This is a genomic window from Pseudomonas ovata, assembly GCF_003131185.1.
Taxonomy (GTDB): Bacteria; Pseudomonadota; Gammaproteobacteria; order Pseudomonadales; family Pseudomonadaceae; genus Aquipseudomonas; species Aquipseudomonas ovata.
Genome location: NZ_QFFU01000008.1, coordinates 191,233 through 217,889 on the forward strand (window position 1 = coordinate 191,233; position 26,657 = coordinate 217,889).

The window sequence follows — 26,657 nt, forward strand, 5'->3', positions numbered from 1 at the left end:
AGGCAGTACCTTGTTTTTGAATTGGTGCCCAGAAGAAGACTCGAACTTCCACGACCTTGCGGTCACCAGCACCTGAAGCTGGCGTGTCTACCAATTTCACCATCTGGGCAATTCGTTGCTTTCAACCGCATTTTCGTTCGAGAATGCTGTCTGATTCAACTCAACACAGCCTTGGCTGTCGTTGTGGTGCGCATCTTAGGGATGGCCCAATGGCCTGTAAAGCTCTTTTTCATGTTTTTTGAAAAAAAGTGATCAGGGGGCTGAAACGGCTGCTTAGCGTTTCAATCCTGTATATGCGAAACTGCGCCCTTCCGAAAAGGTGAATGAATACTAATGGCCGATTGGCAGTCCCTCGATCCCGAGGCCGCTCGAGAAGCGGAAAAATACGAAAACCCCATTCCCAGCCGCGAGCTGATCCTGCAGCATCTTGCCGAGCGTGGTTCGCCGGCCAGTCGCGAGCAACTGGTCGACGAGTTCGGCCTGACCACCGAAGACCAGTTCGAGGCCCTGCGCCGCCGCCTGCGCGCGATGGAGCGCGATGGTCAACTGATCTATACGCGGCGTGGAACCTATGCGCCGGTCGACAAGCTGGACCTGATCCTGGGCCGCATCAGCGGTCACCGCGACGGTTTCGGCTTCCTGATCCCCGACGATGGTTCCGACGACCTGTTCATGAGTCCGGGCCAGATGCGCCTGGTGTTCGACGGTGACCGTGCCCTGGCCCGCGTTTCCGGCCTGGACCGCCGCGGGCGCCGTGAAGGCGTGATCGTCGAAGTCATCTCCCGTGCGCACGAATCCATCGTGGGTCGCTATTTCGAAGAAAGCGGCATTGGTTTCGTGACCCCGGACAATCCCAAGATCCAGCAGGAAGTGCTGGTCACCACCGGTCGTAACGGTGGCGCCAAGGTTGGCCAGTTCGTCGAGGTGAAGATCACCCACTGGCCGACACCGCGCTTCCAGCCGCAGGGCGATGTGGTCGAGGTCGTGGGCAACTACATGGCCCCCGGCATGGAAATCGACGTGGCGCTGCGCAGCTACGACATTCCCCATGTCTGGCCACAAGGCGTTCTGAAGGAAGCCGCGCGGCTCAAGCCTGAGGTCGAAGAGAAAGACAAGGCCAACCGCATCGACCTGCGTCACCTGCCGTTCGTGACCATCGACGGCGAAGACGCCCGCGACTTCGACGATGCGGTCTATTGCGAAGCCCGTCCCGGCAAGCTGCGCCTGTTCTCCGGCGGCTGGAAACTGTACGTGGCGATCGCCGACGTTTCCAGTTACGTCAAGATCGGCTCGGCGCTCGACGACGAAGCCCAGGTGCGTGGCAACTCGGTGTACTTCCCCGAGCGCGTCATTCCAATGCTGCCCGAAGAGCTGTCTAACGGCCTGTGCTCGCTGAACCCGCATGTCGATCGCCTGGCGATGGTCTGCGAGATGGATTTCTCCAAGACCGGCGAGATGGTCGACTACGTGTTCTACGAGGCCGTCATTCACTCGCATGCACGCCTGACCTATAACAAGGTCAGCACCCTCCTCGAGCATGGCCGTACCTCCGAAGCGCGAAAGCTGCGTGACGAATACAACGAGGTGGTGCCGGACCTCAAGCAACTGTATGCGTTGTACAAGGTGCTGCTGGGCGCACGTCATGCGCGTGGGGCCATCGATTTCGAGACACAGGAAACCCGGATCATCTTCGGCTCCGAGCGCAAAATCGCCGAAATCCGGCCGACTACGCGCAACGACGCCCACAAGCTGATCGAGGAATGCATGCTGGCGGCCAACGTGGCCACCGCAGAGTTTCTCAAAAAGCATGAAATCCCGGCCCTGTACCGCGTCCACGACGGTCCGCCGCCAGAGCGCCTGGAAAAGCTCAGCGCTTTCCTCGGCGAGCTGGGGCTGTCGTTGCACAAGGGCAAGGACGGTCCGTCGCCCAAGGATTACCAGGCCCTGCTGGAAACCGTGCGCGAGCGCCCGGACCATCACCTGATCCAGACCGTCATGCTGCGCTCGCTGAGCCAGGCGGTGTACACCGCCGACAACAACGGTCACTTTGGTCTGAACTACGAGGCCTACACCCATTTCACCTCGCCGATCCGTCGCTACCCCGACCTGCTTACGCACCGGGCGATCCGCAGCGTAATCCGCTCCAAGCGCGAAACGACCCATGTGCGTCGCGCCGATGCCGCCACCATTCCCAAGGCGCGCATCTACCCGTACGACGAGCCGCAGCTCGAGCAACTGGGTGAGCAATGCTCGATGAGCGAGCGCCGTGCCGACGAAGCCACGCGTGACGTGGTCAACTGGCTCAAGTGCGAGTTCATGAAGGACCGCGTCGGTGAGTCCTTCCCGGGCGTGATCACGGCCGTGACCGGTTTCGGCCTGTTCGTCGAACTGATCGACATCTATGTCGAAGGCCTGGTGCACGTTACCGCGCTGCCGGACGACTACTACCATTTCGACCCGGTGCATCATCGCCTGGCCGGTGAGCGCAGTGGCCGCAGCTATCGCCTGGGCGACACCGTCGAGGTCAAGGTCATGCGTGTCGACCTGGACGAGCGCAAGATCGATTTCGAAGTGTCGGCCAAGGCCAAGGCCGCCGACACGGTCGCACCGGGCAAGCGCAAGCAGCGCCTGCACGAGACCGCGCCGCCGGCCGAGTCAAAGAAGGCCGCAGCGCCGGCACCGGCGCGTGGCGAGCGTCGCAAGTCGAGCGACAAATCCTCGGACAAGGCTTCGGGCAAGCGTGCCGTCAGCGATGCCTACTACCCCAGCGATGCGGTGGCCAAGAATGCCGAGGTGCGCAAGAGCCGCGAACTGAAGCAGGCACTGCTGAACGAAGCCAAGGGCGCCGGCAAGTCGTCGAGCAAGCCTGCGCGCACTGAGGACTCGTCCGGCAAGCCCAGCAAGCACCGCAAGGGGCCGTCGCGGTCCAAAACCAAGGGCAAGACATGAGTGACCTGGAAAAAATCTACGGTGTGCATGCCGTAGAGGCGCTGTTGCGTCATCATCCCAAGCGGGTCAAGCAGATCTGGCTGGCCGAAGGGCGCAGCGAGCCGCGGGTCCAGACTCTGGTCGAGCTGGCCGGGCAGAATCGCGTACAGATCGGCCAGGCCGAACGGCGCGAGATGGACGCCTGGGTCGAAGGCGTACACCAGGGCGTGGTGGCCGAAGTCAGTCCCAGCCAGGTCTGGGGCGAGGCCATGCTCGACGAGCTGCTTGAGCGCCATGAAGGGCCGCCGTTGCTGCTGGTGCTCGACGGTGTGACCGACCCGCACAACCTCGGCGCCTGCCTGCGCACCGCCGATGCGGCCGGTGCCCTGGCGGTGCTGGTGCCCAAGGACAAGTCGGCGACGCTCAATGCGACCGTGCGCAAGGTGGCCTGTGGCGCGGCCGAAGTGATTCCGCTGGTGGCCGTGACCAACCTGGCGCGTACCCTGGAAAAACTCCAGAATCGCGGCTTGTGGATCGTCGGCACGGCCGGCGAAGCCGAGCAGGAGCTGTACGAGCAGGACCTGACCGGGCCGATCGTGCTGGTCATGGGGGCCGAAGGCAAGGGCATGCGCCGCCTGACCCGCGAGCATTGTGATTTCCTGGTGCGCCTGCCGATGGCGGGCAGTGTCAGCAGCCTCAACGTCTCGGTGGCTTCCGGTGTGTGCCTGTTCGAAGCCTTGAGACAGCGCAGCGCCAAGTCGGTGAGCAAGAAGTAAGCGGCTTGCCTGCTTGAAAAATACCCCGACCTGTTCGGGGTATTTTTTTATCCGGGAGAAACATCGCCAGTCGATAGTTACCGCGACGTGCAGGCATTTCTTCATCCGCCGTAGGGCATGTCTGTATTTTCTTGAATACTGGCCTGCGGGCGAGTGAGCGCCTATCCATTAAGCATGCCCACATGAAGTGGCATGCCTCTGGAGAAGGACGCTCAGCATGAAAGAATTCGCACCACCGCTCGCTTCGGCCGATCGGCAAGACCCTGATCACGAAGCGATTGCCTGTCTTGAAGACCTCTTTATCGAAAAGACCCAGATGCGCCGTATCCGTGAAGGGCAATGCCCTGTGCGGCGCCCTGTTTTCCTGCGCCTCAACGGGGTGGCGCACGGCCGTTTCGAGGTGCTGGAGGGTTTGCCCCAGGCCCTGCGTGTCGGGCTGTTTGCCAAGCCGGGCAGTTATCCGGCCTGGGTCCGGTATTCCTGCGACGTTCCCGATGATCAGCCTGATTTCAAGGCAACGGTAGGGCTGGGCATCAAGCTGTTCGATGTCCCTGGGCTCAAGGGGCTTGCACCGGATGAGCACGCACCGACCCTGGACTTTCTGCTGCAGAATCACCCGGTTTTTTTCGTCCGCACCGCGCAAGACATGTGCGAAGCCTTCCGCGACTTCAATGCCTGGGTTCGTGATCACCCGGAAACCCGGCAGGTGCTGGATGACATGGAGAAAATCGTGCCCAGCGTGCTGCAAAGCGAGCTCTGGAGCGTGGTGCCTTATCGGTTCGGCGCATCGGGTTACTGCAAGTACAAGATCGTGCCCGAATCTGTGCCCGCGGCAGAAGAGCCTGACTACAGTGATCCTGGTTACCTGCGCAAGGACCTGCGCAAAAGGCTGGCGGCAGGCGAGGCGCGTTTTCACTTCATGGTGCAGCGCTGGACTGCAGACACGCCCGCGCCAGTGGACGATGCCATGGCGCTGTGGGACGAAAGCCTCATGCCGGCCGAGCGCGTAGCGACACTGACGCTGCCGGCGCAAGACATTGATGCCCGCAGCCAGACCGAATATGGCGAGGCACTTTCCTATAACCCGTGGCGCACGTTGCGCGAACATGCGCCGCTCGGCAGCATCGCCCAAGCCAGGAAAGTGGTCTACCAGGCTTCGGCCAATGTGCGGCGCAACTACAACGGCCAGACACTTGGCGAACCGCATATGCCGCGCCCGACGCGGCTTGAATGACCGGCGGCATCCAATCTCTCCGATTCACTTCGTTCAAGGATGAACAGCATGAACATGCAGGCTCCCCAGCAAAGCCCGTCGAACCCTGACCTGAGCAGGATTGTGCGCGCCGCCATTCACCCCGGCATCGGCATTGCGCGGCTCGGCAACAGCCGTGAAGCCGATGGTTTTTTCATCGGGCCGGAAACCGTCGACCTGGCTGCCGATGCGCTGGGCGATGTGCGTGACGTAGTCGGTGCGCTCAAGCGCCAGGCGGCCCGGTTTCGCATTTATGGCTACGACGCCGAAGGCCAGGTGGTTACTGAACTGACCGCCGACCAGGCGCAGATCGACTGGCAGGTGCATCTGGTCAATCGCAAGGCGCAGTGGTTCAAGTTCGACATGGCAATGGATCTTGAGCAGGCGGCGCACATCGAAGTAGCGCTGCGCAACGAACATCTGACGGGGGCGGCACGCGAGGCGTTGGTCATTGACCCGGGCGTCCGTTCTATTACGGGCAAGAACAATGCTGGCGAAAAGGCTTGTTTCGACAGTGGCGAGTTCATGGGGATCAAGGTCCCGCTTGGCGAGTTACGTACCGATTCGGCCGGGCGCCTGCTGGTGCTGGGCGGCTTTGCGCAGTCGGGTTCGCCGTCGGGCCGGCCGATCTATGACCCCGATGAGCCCGGCAGCTTTCCCAATGCCAGCGAGTGGTTCGACGACACCTCGGACGGCCCGGTGCGCGCCAGTGTGATCCTCGACGGTCGGCACCTGCCGGTCGAGTCAGCCTGGGTCGTGGCCGCGCAACCCAGTTTTGCGCCGCATGCAGTGGGTTGGCGAACACTTTACGATCTGCTGGTCGACACCTATATCGGCTGTGGCTGGATCAAGCCTGCCGAGCAGGTTTCCTTCCAGCGTGATGTGCTGCCGGTGCTGCAGCGCCTGAGTGGCCTGCAGTGGGTCAACAAGGGGTTTGCCGGCCTGTTCGGTCATGGTGCGCCAATGGATTTCAACAATCCGCACCTGCTGGCAAGGCTGTCATGCGCCGACGAAACCTATCGTCATCTGCGTCGTGCGGTGTTCAATGCCTTTCGCGCCGCCGACAACGACGTTCATGAGCCACGTACCTGGCCCTGGCTGTACGGCGATACCTACGGTGGTGATGATGACTTGCCGGCCAACCATCTGGCGCCTTCCTCTGTGCGTAGCGACTTGCTGCGGCGCTGGGTGGACGGGGACTTCATCGATGACTGGCAGGCCGCATCCAGCCCTGTCGACTCACTCGACAAACTGCCTCTCGCACAACAGCCGGCAATGCTTGACCGGGCGGCGCTGCATTTCTGTGTGGCCGATGCTTTCCATCCCGGTATCGAGTTGAGCTGGCCCATGCGCCATGCATCGCTGTATCGCGCGCCGTTTCGCATCCGGGAGAGAGCAGGTGACCAGCCCTTGCCCGATTACGGATCACACCTGGACCAGCCGACCGCCCTGGGGGCCAGTGGTCCCTTGCATGACCAGCCGCCCGGTGGCCTGAGTCGCTGGATGGCGCTGCCCTGGCAGATCGACGCGGTGGGGTGCCGTTCAGGGTACGACAAGGACTACGATCCCTATCTGCCGACATTCTGGCCGGCGCAGGTGCCCAATCAGGTGCTGAGCGAGGCCGATTACGCGGTGGTGATCGACGGCTCGCGGTCACGCGAACAGCGCCTGGCGTCATTCCACAGCAGGGAGCATTGGGGGCGACAGGTCAAAGGCAACTTTATTGAGAAAGCCATGCAGGTGGTCGAGGATGCCAGCGTGCTGGGCGTGCTGGAGGTGCGCCCCGGCATTGCCGATGACACTGATTTTCCGGCCGTCATGCATGTCGAGGTCGAGCGCAGTCCCGGTGGCGGTAGCGCGCCTGACGTCCTGTCTGCCCGCGATCTGCCCGTGCCGGAGCAGGACGCGTACGCCACTGATGAGGCGCGACGTCTGGCTCAGGCAGGCTGGGACAGCGCCGGGCAGTATGAAGAGTTCTGCCGGATACTTCGGCGTTGACCGCGCTCGATGTAGCGGTGGTCGGTGCCGGGCCTGCCGGTGCGATCGCCGCCCGGTACCTGGCGCAGCAAGGTTGCCGGGTGCTGTTGATCGACCCGGCGCCCGACGTGCCGCGAATCGGTGAGAGCCTGCCGGGCGCCGCCCGGCCCCTGTTGCGCGATCTCGGGCTGCTCAATCACCTGCAGCACAGTTTGTCGCAGGTGTGCATTGGCAATCAGTTCGCCTGGGGAGGGGCGCAGTTGCGCACGCATGACTTCATGCTTGATCCCCACGGTGCCGGCTGGCATCTCGATCGCGCTCGCTTCGACGACGCCTTGCGCCAGGCGGCCCTGTCGTCTGGGGTGATGTGGTGGCGCGAGCGCCTGGGGGCTTTCAGGCGCCTGGCAAACGGCTGGCAGTTGCAGTGTGCGCACAAAAGCGTTCAGGCACGCTGGGTCATCGATGCCAGTGGCAGGGCGTCGGTTGTGGCCAGGCGCCTGGGAGCAGGGCGGGCCCGGGACCAGGCCTTGATTGCGGTCTATGCCTGGTCGCTGTGCGACAGCCGCGATCAGCGCACCTTGATAGAGGCCGTGGACAAGGGCTGGTGGTATCAGGCGCAGTTGCCCGGCGGCCGTTGCGTGGTCGCGTTGCATACCTGTCCTGCCGAGGCCGCCGTGTTGCAAGGGTGCCGGTCATCCTGGCTCGAACAGTTGGCGCGCACGCAGCATCTTCGATCGTTCTGCCAGGCTGATCAGTGGAGCCTGCCGCGTGCCTGCGATGCCAGCGGCAGCCAGTTGCAACACGGGCTGAGCGATGGATGGCTGGCGGTGGGCGATGCGGCCCTGGCCTTCGACCCCTTGTCATCCCAGGGGCTGTTCAATGCGCTCTACACCGGCTTGCGCGGTGCCCAGGCGGTGCACCAGGCCTTGCAAGGCCAGCCTCAGGCGCTGGCGCCTTATCGTCTTGTGTTGCAAAGCATCCGCCAGGCTTATGTGCGCCAGATCGACTACCACTACCGACGCGAACAACGCTGGCCGCGTGAGCCGTTCTGGCAGGCGCGCAACGGCCGTGTCGGGCAATGACAGGCAGAATGGGACGCGAACAGGCGGGTCTTGGATGGGCTGTTCAAATAATCACCAATTGCCTTGCGCCGCACCTGCCCCTTCTCTACAATTGCGCCCCTTGCTGTCGCGGCAGGCCATCATGTGCCTGTCCATGCGCAAGGCACACACGAGTCATTCACTCCTTGTCTGACCACATTTCGTGGCAGGCTACAACCCGTAAGGAGCATTCATGCGTCATTACGAAATCATCTTTCTGGTCCACCCGGATCAGAGCGAACAAGTCGGCGGCATGGTTGAGCGTTACACCAAGCTGATCGAAGAAGACGGTGGCCAGGTTCACCGTCTGGAAGACTGGGGCCGTCGTCAACTGGCCTATGCAATCAACAATGTTCACAAGGCTCACTACGTGATGCTGAACGTTGAGTGCACCGGCAAGGCCCTGGCCGAGCTGGAAGACAACTTCCGCTACAACGATGCCGTGATCCGTAACCTGGTCATCCGTCGCGACGAAGCCGTTACCGGCCAGTCCGAGATGCTCAAGGCTGAAGAGAACCGCAGCGAGCGCCGTGAGCGTCGTGACCGTCCTGAGCACTCTGACAGCGCCGATGGCGATGACAGCGACAACAGTGACGTTAGCGATAACGCTGACGAGTAATCCACGGACCTTTTGAGGAGCCTATTACATGGCACGTTTCTTCCGTCGTCGTAAATTCTGCCGCTTCACCGCTGAAGACGTGAAAGAGATCGATTACAAGGATCTCAACACTCTGAAAGCCTACGTATCGGAAACCGGCAAAATCGTTCCAAGCCGCATCACCGGTACCAAAGCTCGTTATCAGCGTCAGCTGGCCACCGCTATCAAGCGCGCCCGCTTCCTGGCCTTGCTGGCTTACACCGACAGCCACGGCCGCTGAGACCGGGTCGTCGACAAGACGTAACAAGGGATAGATCGCATGCGCGCCTTAGCTGAATTGATCATGCGCGGTCGTATGCAGGCCACTCTGATTGTGGCCGGATGTGCGGCATTGCCGCTGCTGTTCTGGTTGAGTGCTGCCGCAGGAAGCCTTGTGCTCCTGCGACGCGGGTTCAGTGATGCCGCCGGCATCCTGGCCTGGGCTCTACTGCCGGCCTTGGCCTGGTGGTATTTCGGTGAACCGCGTACCGCTATGGTGCTGGTCGGTTCGCTAGGCCTGGCAATGGTTTTGCGTGCCAGCGAGTCCTGGGTCCGTGTGCTGCTCGCCAGCGTGGCGTGGGGATTGTTGTATGCAGTGATCCTGGGTTCGGCGTTTCGCGAACCCATCGAGATGTTGTCGCAGGAGATTCAGAAACACCTGCCGGCAATGCTCCCCGGTATCTACGATCAGATGAGCGTAGAAGAGCGGGCCCGCCTGGGGTCATTGATTGCACCGGTCCTTAACGGCCTTATAGCGGCATTGTTGCAGATCGTCAGTGTGCTGACCCTGATGCTGGGGCGTTACTGGCAAGCGTTGTTGTACAACCCTGGCGGTTTCGGGCGCGAATTTCGCGCCGTGAGACTGCCGCGGATACCGATGTTCGTGCTGTTGGTGTGCATGCTGGTGGGACCGAACTTCGGTCCGCACATGGCCATGTTGACACCGTTGTGCAGCGTGCCACTGGTGTTTGCGGGTGTGGCCCTGATTCATGGCCTGGTGGCTGAAAAGCGCCTGGCCAGGTTCTGGCTGGTGGGGTTGTACATCACGCTGCTGTTATTCATGCAGCTGATCTATCCGTTGCTCGTGGTCTTGGCCATTGTCGACAGCCTGATTGATTTTCGCGGCCGCCGGGGGTCGAAAGACGCCGGTAATGGTTCTGCGAACGGTGAAGGTTAAAAGTTAGAGGATTTCCACATGCAACTGATCCTTCTGGAAAAAGTCGCCAACCTGGGCAACCTGGGCGACAAAGTAAACGTCAAGGCCGGCTACGGTCGTAACTACCTGCTGCCTTACGGCAAGGCCACCCCTGCGACCGCTGCCAACCTGGCTGCGTTCGAAGAGCGTCGTGCCGAGCTGGAGCAACTGGCTGCCGACAAGAAAACTTCGGCCGAAACCCGCGCCGCCCAACTGGCCGAGCTGGAAGTGACCATCACTGCCACCGCTGGCGACGAAGGCAAGCTGTTCGGTTCGATCGGTACTCACGATATCGCTGACGCACTGACCGCCTCGGGCGTTGAAGTGTCGAAAAGCGAAATTCGTCTGCCGAACGGCACCATCCGTAACGTCGGTGAATTCGACGTGGCCGTGCACCTGCACAGCGACGTTGACGCAACCGTTCGCGTTGTCGTGGTGGCTGCTTAAGCAGCACATGGTCGTCTGGCGGGTTGACCGCCAGAGGATTAACATCGGGCACGATCCTGTTCACAGGTCGTGCCCTTTGTCTTTCTGCAAGCCTGATGAGTAACCTCGAATTCCAGTGGCCATGAACGATATCTCCGCCCCCGAGCAGTACGATCTGCAAACCGCCGCCCTCAAGGTGCCGCCTCACTCCATCGAAGCCGAACAGGCTGTGCTCGGTGGCCTGATGCTGGACAACAACGCCTGGGAGCGCGTGCTCGATCAAGTCTCGGATGGCGACTTTTATCGTCATGATCACCGCCTGATCTTCCGTGCCATTGCGCGTCTGGCCGATCAGAACCTGCCGATTGACGTCGTGACCCTGTCCGAGCAACTGGACAAGGAAGGCCAGGCCTCGCAGGTCGGTGGCCTGGGCTACCTCAGCGAACTGGCCAAGAACACCCCGTCGGTGGCCAACATCAAGGCCTACGCGCAGATCGTGCGTCAGCGGGCCACCTTGCGCCAACTGATCGGCATCAGCAGCGAAATCGCCGACAGCGCCTTCAACCCCGAAGGCCGCACCGCCGAGGAAATCCTCGACGAAGCCGAGCGCCAGATCTTCCAGATTGCCGAGGCCCGTCCCAAGACCGGCGGTCCGGTGGGCGTCAATGACCTGCTGACCCGGGCCATCGACCGCATCGACACGCTGTTCAACAGCAACAACGCCATCACCGGCCTGTCCACCGGCTACACCGACCTGGACGAAATGACCAGTGGCATGCAGCCGTCCGACCTGATCATCGTGGCCGGTCGTCCGTCGATGGGCAAGACCACCTTCGCCATGAACCTGGTGGAGAACGCCGTCTTGCGCAGCGAGAAGGCCGTGCTGGTCTACTCGCTGGAGATGCCGGGCGAATCGCTGATGATGCGGATGCTGTCTTCGCTGGGGCGCATCGACCAGACCAAGATCCGCTCCGGTCAACTGGACGACGACGACTGGCCGCGCCTGACCTCGGCGGTCAACCTGCTCAACGACCGCAAGCTGTTCATCGATGACACCGCCGGTATCAGCCCGTCGGAAATGCGCGCCCGGACGCGCCGTGTCGCCCGTGAACATGGCGAGATCGGCATGATCATGATCGACTACCTGCAGTTGATGAAAGTCCCCGGTGCCGCCGGCGACAACCGCACCAACGAGATCTCCGAGATCTCGCGCTCGCTCAAGGCACTGGCCAAGGAATTCAACTGCCCGGTCATCGCCCTGTCGCAGCTCAACCGCTCGCTGGAGCAACGTCCGAACAAGCGCCCGATCAACTCCGACCTGCGTGAGTCCGGTGCAATCGAGCAGGACGCCGACGTGATCATGTTCGTCTACCGCGACGAGGTGTACCACCCGGAAACCGAGTACAAGGGTATCGCCGAAATCATCATCGGCAAGCAGCGTAACGGCCCGATCGGCACCTCGCGGCTGGCGTTCATCGGCAAGTACACCCGCTTTGAAAACCTGGCGCCGGGCAGTTATCAGTTTGACGATGACTGATACGCGAGTCTTGTAGCCGCGTCCCTGCACCGACCTCTACCTGATAATCCGACCATCCCGGTCGGACTTGATCATTTTTTGTGCTATATTGCGCGCCGCGAATTCCCATGCGCGATCCGCCTCCCCTGACACCAACACCGGTCACCGTCATGCAAGCAGCCAAGCCGTTATTTGACTATCCCAAGTACTGGGCCGAATGTTTCGGGCCTGCGCCTTTCCTGCCGATGAGCCGGGAAGAGATGGATCAGTTGGGATGGGATTCGTGCGACATCATCATCATCTCCGGTGATGCCTACGTCGATCATCCATCCTTTGGCATGGCGATCATCGGCCGGCTGCTGGAGTCCCAGGGCTTCCGCGTCGGGATCATTGCCCAGCCAGACTGGACCTCCAAGGATGACTTCATGAAGCTCGGCGAGCCGAACCTGTTCTTCGGGGTCGCGGCCGGCAACATGGACTCGATGATCAATCGCTACACCGCCGACAAGAAGATCCGCTCCGACGACGCCTACACGCCGGGCGGCATGGCCGGCAAGCGTCCTGATCGCGCCAGCCTGGTGTACAGCCAGCGCTGCAAGGAAGCCTACAAGCATGTGCCGATCGTGCTCGGCGGCATCGAGGCTTCGCTGCGCCGCATCGCCCACTACGATTACTGGCAGGACAAGGTCCGCCACTCGATCCTGGTCGACGCCTGCGCCGATATCCTGCTGTACGGCAACGCCGAGCGCGCCGTGGTCGAGGTTGCCCAGCGCCTGTCCTACGGGCAGAAGATCGAAGACATCACCGATGTGCGTGGCACCGTGTTCGTGCGCCGCGACACGCCCAAGGGCTGGTACGAGGTCGACTCGACCCGCATCGACCGGCCGGGCAAGGTCGACAAGATCATCAACCCGTATGTAAACACCCAGGACACCGAGGCCTGCGCCATCGAGCAGTCCAAGGGCGAGGTCGAAGACCCCAACGAAGCCAAGGTCGTGCAGATTCTCGAAAGCCCGCGCATGACCCGCGACAAGACCGTGATCCGCTTGCCGTCGTTCGAGAAAGTGCGCAACGACCCTGTGCTTTATGCCCACGCCAACCGCGTGCTGCACCTGGAAACCAACCCGGGCAACGCCCGTGCACTGGTGCAGAAGCATGGTGACACCGACATCTGGCTCAATCCGCCGCCGATTCCGATGACCACCGAAGAAATGGACTACGTGTTCGGCATGCCTTATGCGCGCGTGCCGCACCCGGCGTACGGCAAGGAAAAGATTCCGGCCTACGACATGATCCGTTTCTCGGTGAACATCATGCGTGGCTGCTTCGGCGGCTGCACCTTCTGCTCGATCACCGAGCACGAAGGCCGCATCATCCAGAACCGCTCCCACGAGTCGATCATTCGCGAGATCGAAGAGATCCGCGACAAGGTGCCGGGCTTCACCGGGGTGATCTCCGACCTCGGCGGGCCGACTGCCAACATGTACCGCATCGCCTGCAAGAGCCCGGAAATCGAATCGGCCTGCCGCAAGCCCTCGTGCGTGTTCCCCGGCATCTGCCCGAACCTGAACACCGACCACTCGGCGCTGATCAAGCTGTACCGCAGTGCCCGTGCCTTGCCAGGCGTGAAGAAGATCCTCATCGCCTCGGGCCTGCGCTACGACCTGGCCGTCGAGTCGCCGGAGTACGTCAAGGAGCTGGTCACCCACCACGTGGGCGGCTACCTGAAGATTGCCCCGGAACACACCGAGGAAGGCCCGCTCAACCAGATGATGAAGCCGGGCATCGGCAGCTACGACCGCTTCAAGCGCATGTTCGAGAAGTACTCGAAAGAGGCGGGCAAGGAGCAGTACCTGATCCCGTACTTCATCGCCGCCCACCCGGGCACCACCGACGAAGACATGATGAACCTGGCGCTGTGGCTCAAGGGCAACGGCTTCCGTGCCGACCAGGTGCAGGCGTTCTATCCCTCGCCGATGGCCTCGGCGACCGCCATGTACCACTCTGGCAAGAACCCGCTGCGCAAGGTCACCTACAAGAGCGATAACCTGACCATCGTCAAGAGCGATGAGCAGCGCCGCCTGCACAAGGCCTTCCTGCGCTACCACGATCCGAAGGGCTGGCCGATGCTGCGCGAAGCGCTGGAACGCATGGGCCGTAGCGACCTGATCGGGCCGGGCAAGGATCAGTTGATCCCGTTGCACCAGCCGGCGACCGACAGCTACCAGAGCGCCCGTCGCAAGAACTCGACGCCGTCGGGCAGCCACAAGGTCGGCAAGAGCGATGGCACCAAAGGCAGCGGCAAGATCCTGACCCAGCACACCGGCCTGCCACCGCGTGCCAGTGACGGCAGCAAGCCGTGGGACAAGCGCGAACAGGCCAAGGCCGCCGCCGAAGCCCGCAACAAACAGGCCGCGCGCGACCGCGCCCAGGCCAAGAAGGGCGGCAACAAGCCGACGCGACAGCCCGTCTTGCCACGCTGAGACCGTTTGCCTGACGGCAAGACGCCAACCTTCGGGTTGGCGTCTTGCGTTTGGGCGTGCAGCCTGCAGGGCTGACAAGCCCCACTGGCTGACGGTTGGCGCCTATCGCCTGCGCCGGCCATTGCGCCCTTTTTTTGTGCGCATCTGCGCACGCACAATGAACTCTGGCGCCAAGGTGGTGCTCGGCCTGTCTTTAGGCGCATTATTCAGGCCTTGGGCGCCGGGCTTGTCGCCGATGGCATAAGTCTTGCGCGGCCCAGGCACTTGTTCAGGCTCGCAGGAGGCACGCCGTGTCGATTCATATCGCCTTGCATCACGTCACGCATTACCGCTACGAACGCGCAGTCGAACTCGGGCCTCAAGTGGTACGCCTGCGGCCGGCCGCCCATAGCCGCACGCGGGTGCTGTCCTACTCGCTCAAGGTGCTGCCGGACAACCACTTCATCAACTGGCAGCAGGACCCGCAGGGCAACTACCTGGCACGCCTGGTCTTCCCCGAGAAGACCAACGAGTTGCGTATCGAGGTCGACCTGGTCGCGGAAATGGCGGTGTTCAACCCGTTCGACTTTTTCCTCGAGCCCTATGCCGAAAAGATTCCGTTCACCTACGCCAGCGAAGAACTGCGTGAACTGGCGCCGTACCTGGAAAAGCTGCCGCTGACGCCGAAGTTCGAGGCCTACTTGCAAGGCATTGCGCGCGAGCCGTTGCCGAGCATCGATTTTCTGGTAGCGCTCAACCAGCGGGTCAACAGCGATATCGGCTACCTGATCCGCATGGAGCCCGGGGTGCAGACCCCTGAGCACACGTTGAGCAATGCCTCCGGCTCATGCCGGGACTCGGCCTGGCTGCTGGTGCAGTTGCTGCGTCACCTGGGGTTGGCGGCACGCTTCGTGTCCGGTTACCTGATCCAGCTCAAGGCCGATGTCCAGGCGCTGGACGGCCCGTCCGGCACCGACGTGGACTTCACCGACCTGCACGCCTGGTGCGAGGTGTATCTGCCGGGCGCCGGTTGGGTCGGCCTGGACGCCACCTCCGGCCTGCTGGCCGGTGAAGGGCATATTCCGTTGGCCTGCAGCCCGGAGCCGTCGTCGGCGGCGCCGATCAGCGGGCTGGTCGAACCGTGCGAAAGCGAATTCAGCCACGAGATGTCGGTAACCCGCATCTGGGAAGCGCCGCGCGTGACCCAGCCGTACACCGACACGCAGTGGGGCGAGATTCTTGCGCTCGGGCAACAGATTGACCGTGACCTGGAGCAGGGCGATGTGCGCCTGACCATGGGCGGCGAGCCCACCTTCGTGTCCATCGACGACCGCGACGGCGCCGAATGGAACACCGCCGCCCTGGGCCCTAACAAGCGACGCCTGTCGGCGCAATTGTTCCAGCGCCTGCGCGAGCATTACGCGCCCGGCAGCCTGGTGCATTTCGGCCAGGGCAAGTGGTATCCCGGCGAGCAACTGCCGCGCTGGTCGCTGAACTGCTTCTGGCGCAAGGACGGCCAGCCGGTGTGGCGCAATCCCGAGCTGGTCGCCGATGAGCTGCGTGATCATGGCGCCACCAGCGAACTGGCCGCCCGCTTCCTGGCCAGTGTTGCCGAACGCCTGGGCGTGGCCTCGCGCTTCGTGTTCCCGGCGTATGAAGACAATTTCTACTACCTGTGGCGCGAAGGCCAGTTGCCGGTCAACGTCAGTGCCATCGACGCGCGGCTGAGCGACGAGATGGAACGTGCGCGGTTGCGCAAGGTGTTCCATCAGGGCCTGGACAAGGTCATCGGCCAGGTGCTGCCGCTGGCCCGTACCGCTGCCGGCGAGCAGTGGCAGAGCGGGCGCTGGTACCTGCGTGATGAGCATTGCCGTCTGGTGCCGGGCGATTCGGCGCTGGGCTATCGCCTGCCGTTGGCCTCGCAGCCCTGGGTCAAGGCGGCTGAATACCCGTTCATTCACCCCAATGATCCCAATCAGGATTTCCCGGCGCTGGCGGATGCCGACAGTCTGGCCACGGCGGCGCCTGCTAGCGCAGACGACACCGAGCGCACACCGGAAATCGACGAGTCTGCCGACTGGCTGACCCGCACCGCACTGTGTGCCGAAGTGCGCGAAGGGCGCCTGTACCTGTTCCTGCCACCGTTGCAGAAGCTTGAGGAATTTTTGGAGCTGGTGGCCGTGATCGAGGCCACCGCCGAAGAGCTGCAGTGCCCGGTCCTGCTCGAAGGCTACGAGCCGCCGAGCGATCCGCGCCTGGCCAACTTCCGCATCACCCCGGACCCGGGTGTGATCGAGGTCAACGTGCAGCCGTCCGCCAACTGGGATGAGCTGGTCGAGCGCACCGAGTTTCTTTACGAGCAGGCGCGCCTGACCCGCCTGACCACCGAGAAATTCATGATCGACGGGCGCCACACCGGCACCGGCGGTGGCAACCATTTCGTGCTCGGTGGCGCGACGCCCGGCGATTCGCCGTTCCTGCGCCGTCCTGACCTGCTGCGCAGCCTGATCAGCTACTGGCATAACCACCCCTCGCTGTCGTACCTGTTTTCCGGGCTGTTCATCGGCCCGACCTCCCAGGCGCCGCGCATCGACGAGGCGCGCAACGACTCGTTGTACGAGCTGGAAATTGCCTTTGCGCAAATGCCGGCCCCCGGCGAGGAGGTCGCGCCCTGGCTGGTCGACCGCTTGCTGCGCAACCTGTTGATCGATGTCACCGGCAACACGCACCGCGCCGAGTTCTGCATCGACAAACTGTATTCGCCCGACAGCGCCAGCGGCCGCCTGGGCCTGCTGGAGCTGCGCGCCTTCGAGATGCCGCCGCATGCGCGCATGAGCCTGGCCCAGCAACTGTTGCTGCGGGCCCTGGTGGCGCGTTTCTGGCGCGAGCCTTACCAGCCCGAGCGGCTGGCGCGCTGGGGCACCGAACTGCATGATCGCTTCATGCTTGCGCATTTCATCGAGCAGGATTTTGCCGATGTCATCACCGAACTCAACGAGGCGGGGTATCCGCTGAAGGCCGAGTGGTTCGCGGCGCACCTGGAATTTCGCTTTCCCAAGGTGGGCGACTACGAGGTCAATGGCATCGAGCTGGAACTGCGCCAGGCGCTGGAGCCCTGGCATGTGCTGGGTGAGGAGGGTTCCGGCGGCGGAGCGGTGCGCTACGTCGATTCTTCGCTGGAACGGCTCCAGGTGCGCCTCAAGGGCCTTGCGCCGCAGCGCTATGTGCTGACCTGCAACGGCATTCCGGTGCCGCTGCAACCGACCGGTACGGTGGGTGAGTTCGTGGCCGGGGTGCGTTACCGTGCCTGGCAGCCTTCCAATTGCCTGCAACCGACCATCCCGGTGCATGCGCCACTGGTTTTCGACCTGGTAGACACCTGGATGCAGCGCTCACTGGGTGGCTGCGAGTATCATGTCGCCCATCCGGGCGGGCGCAACTACGAGACCCTGCCGGTCAACGGCAACGAAGCGGAAAGCCGGCGCCTGGCGCGCTTTTTCCGTTTCGGTCATACACCGGGCAAACTCAGTGTGCCGGCGCTCAATATTAACGCCGAGCTGCCGATGACGCTGGATATGCGCCGCCACCGACCGGCGCCCCGGGACTGACCGATCGTGATTGACGGCCCGCCGCCTTGCATGACCTGCAAGGCGGCGGGCCGTCATGGGCTCAAGCCGCGTAAAAACGTAGCGAGCACAATCGTTTCATACGACCGCACTCGGCAGCACCGTAGTGACATCCGTGTGAGTCAACCTGTCGTACCCATCGCCATCTGCCGAGCCTTGCATGCCTGATCTGCTTGACTGTTACCCCTTTTCGCCGGGGACCTACCACGAGATGCTCGACGCCCCAGGCACATTGCGTGCGCACTGGCGGCGCCTGCATGCGCATCTGCAACGCAGCAGTCCGACGCAACTGGTGCAGCGTCAGGCCTTGCTGACCCGGCAGATCCAGGAAAACGGCGTGACCTACAACGTCTATGCCGACCCCAAGGGCGCCGACCGGCCCTGGGAGCTGGACCTGTTGCCGCATGTGATTGCGGCCGATGAATGGCAACAGATCGAAGCCGGCATCGCCCAGCGTGCACGCCTGCTCAATGCCGTGCTGGCCGACCTTTACGGGCCGCAGACCCTGATCGCCGAAGGCTTGCTGCCGGCCGAACTGGTGTTCGGACACGACAACTTCCTGTGGCCGTGCCAAGGCATGAAACCGCCCGAAGGCACCTTTCTGCATATGTATGCAGTGGACCTGGCGCGCACCCCTGACGGACGCTGGTGGGTGACTGCCGACCGTACCCAGGCACCCTCGGGCGCCGGTTATGCCCTGGAAAACCGCCAGAGCGTTGCCCGTGCCCTGCCGGAAATCTACCGCGACCTCAAGGTCCGTCACCTGGCGGGTTTTTTCGACACCTTGCAGCAGACCCTGGCCCGTCAGGCGCCGGCCGACCAGGAGGCGCCGCTGGTGGTGCTGCTGACGCCGGGACGGTTCAACGAGAGCTACTTTGAACACCTGTACCTGGCGCGCCACCTGGGTTACCCGCTGGTAGAGGGCGGCGACCTCACGGTGCGTGATGCCAAGGTCTACCTCAAGACCCTGAGCGGCCTGCGCCGGGTTCACGCCATCATGCGCCGGCTCGACGACGACTTCTGCGACCCGCTGGAGCTGCGCACCGATTCGGCCCTGGGCGTGCCGGGGCTGCTTGAAGCGGTACGCCAGGGCCAGGTATTGGTGGCCAACGCGCTGGGCAGCGGCGTGCTGGAATCGCCTGGCTTGCTGGGGTTCCTGCCCAAGATCTGCGAGTACCTGTTCGGCGAAACGCTGCTGTTGCCGTCGATCGCGACCTGGTGGTGCGGTGAGCCGCCGGTGCTGGAGCAGGCGCTGGCGAAACTGCCCGACCTGCTGTTCAAGCCGACCTTTCCGTCGCAACGTTTTGCGCCGGTGTTCGGTCGTGACCTGGATGACACGCAGCGCGAGGCTTTGGCTCGGCGCATTCAGGCGCGTCCCTACGCCTATGTGGCCCAGGAACTGGCGCAGTTGTCCCAGGCACCGGTGTTACAGGACGACGGTACTGCCCTGGAGCCGCGTGCGATTGGCATGCGCCTGTACGCGGTGGCCAGCGAAGAAGGCTACCGGGTATTGCCTGGCGGCCTGACCCGTGTCGCGGCGCAAGCCAATGCCGACGTGGTGTCGATGCAGCGTGGCGGGGCCAGCAAGGACACTTGGGTGCTGGGCGAGCGCGCCCATGCCAGCGAACCCTGGAAGGGGCGGCGCAGCATCGGCGTGCATGACCTGATTCGCCGCGACCCCTACCTGCCGTCGCGGGTGGTGGAAAACCTGTTCTGGTTCGGCCGTTACAGCGAACGCTGCGACGACAGTGCGCGGCTGTTGCGCATCATGCTGGCGCGCTACATCGACGGCGACGACCCGCTGGCCTTGCAGGCGGCGGTCGAACTGGCCGAGCGCCTGGGGCTGCTGCCCGAGGTCGAAGAAGACGAGACCTTGGAGCAGCGCCTGCTGACCGCTGTTGTAGGGGAAGACTGGGTGTTCAGCCTGCGCGCCAGCCTGCAGCGCTTGCAGTGGGCCGCCTCGCAGGTGCGCGGCAAGCTGTCCCGGGAAAACTGGCAGGCGCTGATCGAGTTGCAGCGCGAAGCCCAGAGCCTGGAAACCGAGACGCCGGACTTTGGCGAGTTGCTGGACTTTCTTAACCGCCTGGTGATGTCGCTGGCGGCGCTGTCCGGGTTTGCCCTGGACGACATGACCCGTGACGAAGGCTGGAGCTTTCTGATGATCGGCCGGCGCATCGAACGCCTGCGCTTTCTCAGCAACACCCTGGCGGCCTTTCTGCGCGGGGCGGCGGTCAAGGACCAGCCGGCGCTGGAGTGGCTGCTGGAGCTGGGCAACAGCAGCATCACCTACCGCTCGCGCTACATGGCCGTGCCGCAGCTGATCCCGGTGCTGGACCTGCTGCTGCTCGACGAGCAGAACCCGCATGCCGTGCTGTTCCAGCTCAAGCAGGTGTCGCGCTCGTTGCGGCGCCTGAACGAAACCTTCGACTCGCCACGTGACAACAGCCTGGCTGACCTGTCCCGGCAGTTGGCGCGTGTCGACCTGGGCAACCTGGAAAACCCGTTGTTCGGTGACAGCGGCGTGGCCTCGGCGCTGGAAGCGCTGGCCGACCTGTTGCAAGCCGTGGGCGATGCCAGTGGCCAGGTCTCCGATCGCCTGGCACTGCGCCATTTTGCCCATGTCGATGATGTCAGCCAGCGTACGGTGTCCGTCTGATGAGTGCTCACTACCAGATCTTTCACGATACTCACTACCACTACGACAGCCCGGTCTCGCTGGCTCAGCAACTGGCGCACCTGTGGCCACGCAACAGCCCGTGGCAGCGCTGCCTGGAGCAGCAACTGGAGATCAGCCCGGTGCCGACCATGCGCCGCGACGAGCTGGATGTGTTCGGCAACCCGGTGACCCGCCTGGCCTTCGAGCGCCCGCACGACGAGTTGCAGATCAATGCCCAATTGCGCGTCGAGGTGCTCGAGCGTCCGGTGCTGGACTTCGAACAGTCCAGCGCCTGGGAGCTGACCCGCAATGCCCTGACCTACAGCGCGCAGCCCTTGAATGCCAACATTCTGGATGCCTGTCGCTATCGCTTCGAATCGCCCTACATTCACCTCAAGCGTGCGTTCACGGACTTCTCCGACGACTGCTTCGTGCCGGGTCGCCCGGTACTGCTGGGCGCCCAGGCCTTGATGGAAAAGATCTTCAAGGAATTCACCTTCGACGCCGAGGCCACCCAGGTTGCCACGCCGCTGGTGGAAGTACTGGAGCGCCGGCGCGGGGTTTGCCAGGACTTCGCCCACCTGATGCTTGCCTGCCTGCGCTCGCGTGGTCTGGCGGCGCGCTATATCAGCGGCTACCTGCTGACCCAGCCACCTCCCGGCCAGCCCCGGCTGATCGGCGCCGATGCCTCGCACGCCTGGGTGTCGGTGTTCTGTCCGGCCCTGGGTTGGGTCGATTTCGACCCGACCAACAATATCCAGCCGGCGCTGGAGCACATCACCCTGGCCTGGGGCCGGGATTTTTCCGATGTCTCGCCCCTGCGCGGTGTGATCCTGGGCGGCGGTAGCCATGATCCGGAAGTCAGCGTGACGGTGATGCCGGTCGAAGGCTGACCGCAGGCGGCGTCACGTTGCCGCAGATGATTGGAACCCTGGCCCGGATCAGGCAGTCTTCTCGGCACACCCTATTATTCTCAGGAGTTTTACATGAGCGCCAAGCTTGTGATGCTGTCCCTGTTGACCCTGGCCAGCGGCCAGGTGCTGGCCGCCGAATGCAAGGCCACGGTCGAGTCCAACGACATGATGCAATTCACCACCCCGGCCGTTGAAATCGACAAGAGCTGCAAGACTTTCACCGTCGAACTCAAGCACATCGGCAACCTACCCAGAAATGTCATGGGCCACAACTGGGTGCTGACCAAAGAGAGCGACATGCAAGGCGTCGCCACCGATGGCATGAGCGCCAGTATCGATAACGGTCATATCAAGGAAGGCGACACCCGCGTCATCGCCCATACCAAACTGATCGGTGGCGGTGAAAGCGATTCGGTCACCTTCGATGTCTCGAAGCTCGATCCGGCAGAAAAATACAAATTCTTCTGCTCGTTCCCAGGCCATGTGGCCGTGATGCAAGGCGACGTAATCCTGAAATAACCCCATGCAGGCCTGGCTGGGCGGCAATCCGCCGGGCGGCGATCCGCTTCAGCCGGGAACGGCGCACCACGGTATCGGGAAAGGCCATGACACCCCTCAGGCCCTTCCCGCCAGCCATCAAGGCGCGTAAGGCAATTCCCGCTTGTGCTGGGTCTTGGCATAGGTCTCGCTGATGATCCTGAACGCCTCTTCACGCACCGGCTCGCCATGCAGAAAGGCATCGATCTCGGTATAGGTCACGCCATGCGCCGCCTCGTCCGGCTTGCCGGGGGCCAGGTCTTCCAGATCGGCAGTGGGCACTTTCTCTACCAGAAACTCCGGCGCACCAAAACTGCGGGCGATGGCACGCACCTGGTTCTTCACCAGGCCGCTGAGCGGTGCCAGGTCGCAGGCGCCATCACCAAACTTGGTGAAAAAGCCCATCACCGCCTCAGCCGCATGGTCCGTGCCGATCACCAGGCCCTGGCAGGCACCCGCGATGGTGTACTGCGCCACCATGCGTGCACGGGCCTTGGTATTGCCGACCACGAAATCCACGGCTGCCGGTGTCTGGTCGTCGAACGCCCTGACCTCGGCCACCAGAGCCTTGACACTGGGGCCGATATTCACGGTATGGCGCTCGTCCGGGGCAATGAAGTCCACGGCGGCGGTGGCTTCGTGCTCATCATGCTGGACGTGATAAGGCAGGCGTACCGCCACAAAGCGATAGGCAGTGTCGCCGGTGCTTTCGCGCAGCTCACGCACCGCACGCTGGGCCAGCAAGCCTGCAGCCAGGGAATCGACGCCGCCACTGATGCCCAGTACCAGGGCCTTGAGGCGGGCATTGCGCAGGCATTGCTTGATGAACTCGACACGCCGGGTCACTTCGGCCTGCAGCGCAGCGTCATTGGCAAACGGCGGTTGGACCTTGAGGTGTTCGGCAATCTGGCGTTGTAGGGCTTGCATGAAACGCTCCTTGTGAAATGAGGATTGGAGACTTATTTGCCGGGCTCTGCGGGCACCTTGAACACATGGCGCAGGTAGGCGACAAAGTTGGGGTCCTTGCACTGGGCCTTGCCCGGCTCATCGGAAATCTTCGCCACCGGCTGGCCGGCGCAGGCCGTCATTTTCAGCACCATGTTCGTCGGTTTGACACCCGGAATGTCGGCCGTCAGGTTGGTGCCGATACCAAAACTGACATTGATGCGCCCGCGCAGTGCCCGAAAAATCTCCAGGGCGCGTGGCAGGCTCAGGCCATCGGAAAACACCAGGGTCTTGCTCATCGGCTCGATGCCCAGCTTATGGTAGTGGGCAATGCATTTTTCGGCCCACTTCACCGGGTCACCCGAGTCATGCCGCAAGCCGTCGAACAGCTTGGCAAAGTACAGATCGAAATCGCTCAGGAAGGCATCGGTGGTGATGCAGTCGGTCAGGGCAATACCCAGCAGGCCGCGGTATTCGCGCACCCAGCAATCGAGGGCGGCGCTCTGGCTGTCGATCAGCCGTGGCCCCAGCTGCTGGTGCGCCATGATCCACTCGTGGGCCATGGTGCCCAGTGGCTTGATGTCCATTTTTTGCGCCAGGTGCACGTTGCTGGTGCCGACGAACTGGCCGGGAAAGTCGCGTTTCAATACCTCGACCACGGTCTCTTGCACGGCATAGGAAAAGCGTCGGCGCGTGCCGAAGTCAGCGACTTTCAGTTCCGCCAGTTCATCGGCAGCAGCATTGGCGCTCAACCAGTCGAACTTGGCGTGCAACTGGTCGCGGGCCTGATCGAGGATGATTTCCGGGTGCCGGTGACGATTGCGCACCTCGCTGACAATGGCCAGCAGCGGTACTTCAAAGAGAATCACATGCAGCCACGGCCCGTGCAGGCGAATGCACAACTCATCGTTCTCGACACTGGCTTTCACATAACGGGTATTGAAGCGGAACAGGCCGAGAAAGCGCAGGAAGTCCGGCTTCAGGAAGGTGATGTTTTCCAGGAAGCCCAGTTGCTCGTCGCCCAGCGACAGCTCGCACAACCGCTCGATCTGCTGGCGAATCTCCGGCAGGTAGGGCCGCAGGTCCTCGCCATTGCGGCAGCGAAACTCCCATTCCACATCCACGTTCGGGTAGTTGTGCAGCACGGCCTGCATCATGGTCAGCTTGTAGAAATCGGTGTCGATCAGGTTCTGCACGATGCGTTCGGAGAAAGCGCTCTCGCTCATCGGGTGACTCCGGCATGGCCGCGCGCACGGCGCGACCTGGACAAAAGTAGGTTTGGCAGCACGAGGCTCAAGGGTCAGGCCGCCTGATCGATGTGCGTACCGAGAGCGACATGATGCCAGCGGTGGAGGGCGAGGGGGGATTTCTTTCATCAGGACAGGGGGGTGAACGGGTTGTTTCAACATCGCTTACTTGATAAGGGATAAGTTCGTATGGTGTGTAGGACTTATCCTGAAGTTATGTAAGTGGTGTCTTTGAATTAAGGCGGTCGGTAGACTTTTTCTGGTTGCAGTGTAGGGTTTTCATCTCAATGGAGTGTTGAAGGTATTTTAATGAAACCCAGTTGTTTGCCGGTTAAAGGCACCGTGCTGGCCAGTCTTTTGTTTTTGGCAGGCTGCTCGCAAGAGTTTGCAACCTTGCATTTCGATAATGCCGTGGACAGGAGATTCCAGGTGCCAGGGCGCGAAGAAAAGATGGACTATCGGGAGGCGTTGCTTGATGAGTTATCAAAACGGGACGTCAATGTCGAGCAGCTGGAAGTCCTGCCGGATAAAAAAGATGCCCACGCACTTCACCTTCGTGTCAGTCGCTCACTGGACCCGCTGCAAAGGGCGCGCATTCAGCATTATCTTGCACAGCAGCTGGATGATCGCAAGGCGGCCAGCTATGCCGCCACGCTGGACACTTATCCCGAGCGGGTGAAACTTCCAGAAGGCAGAGGCACGCCTGATCTTTCCGAGAGGGCCAGGACGTTCAGTCTTGAGCCCCAAGGCCAGCCGACGATAAACATCCTCAGGGTCGGAAATTATATAGAGCTGGTGTTGAATACAACGTCATCGCTCATGCAGTGTGAGGTTTCATATTCCCTGGAAAAGGGCTTGCCTTTTTATACCGTGAGGCTGGTTTCGGATGAGCCGGGGCAGGCGCAAAAGACTGATCATAATGCCGAGGTCACTGGACGCGTGTCCCAGGGTGCCTATGCTGGCGTTATTGAAGCCGACCTCAGGTTTCATGATCCGAAACTGGCCAGGCTTGTTGATGAAGGCAAGGTCGATGTCAGGATGAAATCCAGGCCATTCAAGGGAATCGAGGACCTTAACTTCATTATTGACGGGCTGGGTCATGGCAGTCACCAGAATGGCGCTCTTTCCTCAGGTGCCTATTATGCGCGTCAGCGCCAATGCGACGAGTTGGCAAGGGATTTGGGCAGGCCGTTTTCATTTCATATGGGCGAAGGGCTGGATCGACTGTCCCGTGTGACATTCAAGGGGGGCGGATCAACGTGACAGGTTGACTGGCTTGAACAAGCGGGCCTGCTCCATCCGGACAGGTCCGCCATTCAATTTGACGACCAGAGCGTTGCCTTGGGAATTTGAAAGCCAGGCTACCGTAGACGCGAAGCATGACATTACCGGGGCCCGAAGCGGGCCCGGTGCTCGGCCGGCGTGATGCCGAAGGCCTTGACGAAGCGCCGGATCAGCGTCGACTCATTGCCCAGCCCGCAGCGGTGCGCCAGGGTCTTGAGCGGGCTGCTGGAGGTCACGAGCAGGCGGCGCACCTCTTCAAGGCGCAGCGCCTCAACCCGCTTGCTTGGTGTGTGGCCGGTATGCGCCTGGTATTTGCGCACGAACGTGCGCTCGCTCATGTTCATGTACGCCGCCAGCGCCGCCACGGATAAATCCTTGTCCAGATGAGCCGTCATCCAGGCATGCAGGTCCGAGAACTGCGGGCTTTGGGCTTGCAGGGCAAGGGTTGGGCTGAACTGGTCCTGATCGCCCGGGCGCTTGAGAAACACCACCAGGTGCCGTGCCACTTCCAGGGCCGCTGCGTGCCCAAGGTCCTGCTCGACGATAGCCAGGGCCAGATCGATCCCGGAGGTGACGCCAGCAGAGGTCCAAACATCGCCATCGTTGATGAAGATGGGCCCGCGCTTGACCGACACGCTCGGGAAACGCCGTTCCAGTTCATCGTAGGCCGACCAGTGGGTGGTGACGTTGCGACCTTCCAGTTTGCCGGCTGCCGCCAGGGCAAAGACGCCGGTGCAGACTGAAACCAGGCGCTGTGCGGTATGGGTCTGTTCGACAAAACGGGAGAAACCGGGGTCCTGGCAGAACGCCTGGATGCCTGGCCCGCCGGGAACAATAAGGGTATGCGCTGGCGCTGTTTCAGCCTCCAGTGGCTCGGCCTTGAGGGAAAAGCCCGACAGCACGGGCGTGTCGGCCTGCAGCGCAATGATCGAAAGCGAGTAGGGCTGCCAGGGGGGCGTGGCGTAGTGATTGGCGGCGATGAAGACATCCAGTGGCCCGCCCAGGTCCAGCAGGCTGACGCCGGGGTAGGTGACAAACTGTATCAACTTGGCAAGCACGGCAAAGGGCTCCACGACCGACAGCGCGGGTGAGCGTGACCGCTTTGGCGGGAATGATCAATGCTTTGTCATTTTCCGGCCGGGCTGCTCACGTAGTGTGCCCTTGCGTCTGGGGGGCATC

19 protein-coding genes and 1 tRNA gene are annotated in these 26,657 nt (G+C 62.4%); 16 read left to right on the forward strand and 4 right to left on the reverse strand.

Annotated elements, in window-relative coordinates; all coding sequences use genetic code 11:
* Positions 1-22: 22 nt before the first annotated feature.
* Positions 23-109 (reverse strand) — tRNA-Leu (locus DGA31_RS13760).
* 224 nt (positions 110-333) lie between these two features.
* On the opposite strand from DGA31_RS13760, the gene rnr reads away from it, so the two are divergent.
* The 15 genes from rnr to azu all read left to right on the forward strand — a co-directional run bounded on the left by rnr (position 334) and on the right by azu (position 21,984).
* The gene (gene rnr / locus DGA31_RS13765) at positions 334-2,949 is read left to right on the forward strand and encodes a ribonuclease R (RefSeq protein ID WP_056840668.1); all 2,616 of its coding nucleotides are present in this window, start codon (positions 334-336) and stop codon (positions 2,947-2,949) included.
* A complete protein-coding gene (gene rlmB / locus DGA31_RS13770) occupies positions 2,946-3,704 on the forward strand; it encodes a 23S rRNA (guanosine(2251)-2'-O)-methyltransferase RlmB (RefSeq protein WP_056840669.1) in 759 nt (252 codons plus the stop codon). The genes rnr and rlmB overlap by 4 nt, the downstream gene beginning before the upstream one ends.
* 217 nt (positions 3,705-3,921) lie before the next feature.
* Entirely contained in the window at positions 3,922-4,938 is a 1,017-nt protein-coding gene (locus DGA31_RS13775; protein WP_109512916.1) for a catalase family protein, read from the forward strand.
* 48 nt (positions 4,939-4,986) lie between these two features.
* Positions 4,987-6,954, forward strand: a complete 1,968-nt coding sequence (locus DGA31_RS13780; protein ID WP_206606837.1) for a LodA/GoxA family CTQ-dependent oxidase — start codon at positions 4,987-4,989, stop codon at positions 6,952-6,954.
* Positions 6,951-8,015 carry an FAD-dependent oxidoreductase gene (locus DGA31_RS13785; RefSeq protein WP_109512917.1) on the forward strand — a complete coding sequence of 355 codons (1,065 nt, stop codon included), beginning with the start codon at positions 6,951-6,953 and terminating at the stop codon, positions 8,013-8,015. Before DGA31_RS13780 ends, DGA31_RS13785 begins: the two co-directional genes overlap by 4 nt.
* A 211-nt stretch (positions 8,016-8,226) precedes the next feature.
* Complete coding sequence (gene rpsF / locus DGA31_RS13790) at positions 8,227-8,652, forward strand: 30S ribosomal protein S6 (protein WP_109512918.1); 426 nt, start codon at positions 8,227-8,229, stop codon at positions 8,650-8,652.
* A gap of 28 nt (positions 8,653-8,680) precedes the next feature.
* Positions 8,681-8,911 carry a 30S ribosomal protein S18 gene (gene rpsR, locus DGA31_RS13795; RefSeq protein ID WP_002551829.1) on the forward strand — a complete coding sequence of 77 codons (231 nt, stop codon included), beginning with the start codon at positions 8,681-8,683 and terminating at the stop codon, positions 8,909-8,911.
* A gap of 39 nt (positions 8,912-8,950) precedes the next feature.
* A complete protein-coding gene (locus DGA31_RS13800) occupies positions 8,951-9,847 on the forward strand; it encodes a YybS family protein (protein ID WP_056840672.1) in 897 nt (298 codons plus the stop codon).
* An 18-nt stretch (positions 9,848-9,865) separates the two neighbouring features.
* Positions 9,866-10,312, forward strand: a complete 447-nt coding sequence (gene rplI / locus DGA31_RS13805) for a 50S ribosomal protein L9 (protein WP_056840673.1) — start codon at positions 9,866-9,868, stop codon at positions 10,310-10,312.
* Between the two features lie 121 nt (positions 10,313-10,433).
* The gene (gene dnaB / locus DGA31_RS13810) at positions 10,434-11,828 is read left to right on the forward strand and encodes a replicative DNA helicase (protein ID WP_056840674.1); all 1,395 of its coding nucleotides are present in this window, start codon (positions 10,434-10,436) and stop codon (positions 11,826-11,828) included.
* Positions 11,829-11,977: 149 nt separating this feature from the next.
* Positions 11,978-14,290 carry a YgiQ family radical SAM protein gene (locus DGA31_RS13815; RefSeq protein WP_109512919.1) on the forward strand — a complete coding sequence of 771 codons (2,313 nt, stop codon included), beginning with the start codon at positions 11,978-11,980 and terminating at the stop codon, positions 14,288-14,290.
* Between the two features lie 290 nt (positions 14,291-14,580).
* Entirely contained in the window at positions 14,581-17,877 is a 3,297-nt protein-coding gene (locus DGA31_RS13820) for a transglutaminase family protein (protein WP_109512920.1), read from the forward strand.
* 178 nt (positions 17,878-18,055) lie between these two features.
* Positions 18,056-20,551 carry a circularly permuted type 2 ATP-grasp protein gene (locus DGA31_RS13825; protein ID WP_109512921.1) on the forward strand — a complete coding sequence of 832 codons (2,496 nt, stop codon included), beginning with the start codon at positions 18,056-18,058 and terminating at the stop codon, positions 20,549-20,551.
* Positions 20,551-21,444 carry a transglutaminase family protein gene (locus DGA31_RS13830; protein WP_056840678.1) on the forward strand — a complete coding sequence of 298 codons (894 nt, stop codon included), beginning with the start codon at positions 20,551-20,553 and terminating at the stop codon, positions 21,442-21,444. The genes DGA31_RS13825 and DGA31_RS13830 overlap by 1 nt, the downstream gene beginning before the upstream one ends.
* Before the next feature lie 93 nt (positions 21,445-21,537).
* Positions 21,538-21,984, forward strand: coding sequence for an azurin (gene azu / locus DGA31_RS13835; RefSeq protein WP_056840679.1), 447 nt, complete (start codon positions 21,538-21,540; stop codon positions 21,982-21,984).
* Positions 21,985-22,101: 117 nt separating this feature from the next.
* Here azu and nadE read toward each other — a convergent pair whose 3' ends face one another.
* Together nadE and pncB are read right to left on the reverse strand one after the other, a co-directional pair.
* Positions 22,102-22,929 (reverse strand): ammonia-dependent NAD(+) synthetase, encoded by an 828-nt coding sequence (nadE, locus tag DGA31_RS13840; RefSeq protein ID WP_109512922.1) that lies wholly within the window; start codon positions 22,927-22,929, stop codon positions 22,102-22,104.
* A gap of 32 nt (positions 22,930-22,961) precedes the next feature.
* A complete protein-coding gene (gene pncB, locus DGA31_RS13845) occupies positions 22,962-24,173 on the reverse strand; it encodes a nicotinate phosphoribosyltransferase (protein WP_109512923.1) in 1,212 nt (403 codons plus the stop codon).
* Between the two features lie 330 nt (positions 24,174-24,503).
* On the opposite strand from pncB, the gene DGA31_RS13850 reads away from it, so the two are divergent.
* Positions 24,504-25,457 carry a hypothetical protein gene (locus tag DGA31_RS13850; protein WP_152035033.1) on the forward strand — a complete coding sequence of 318 codons (954 nt, stop codon included), beginning with the start codon at positions 24,504-24,506 and terminating at the stop codon, positions 25,455-25,457.
* Between the two features lie 122 nt (positions 25,458-25,579).
* Here DGA31_RS13850 and DGA31_RS13855 read toward each other — a convergent pair whose 3' ends face one another.
* A complete protein-coding gene (locus DGA31_RS13855; protein ID WP_109512936.1) occupies positions 25,580-26,536 on the reverse strand; it encodes a GlxA family transcriptional regulator in 957 nt (318 codons plus the stop codon).
* Between the last annotated feature and the right edge of the window lie 121 nt (positions 26,537-26,657).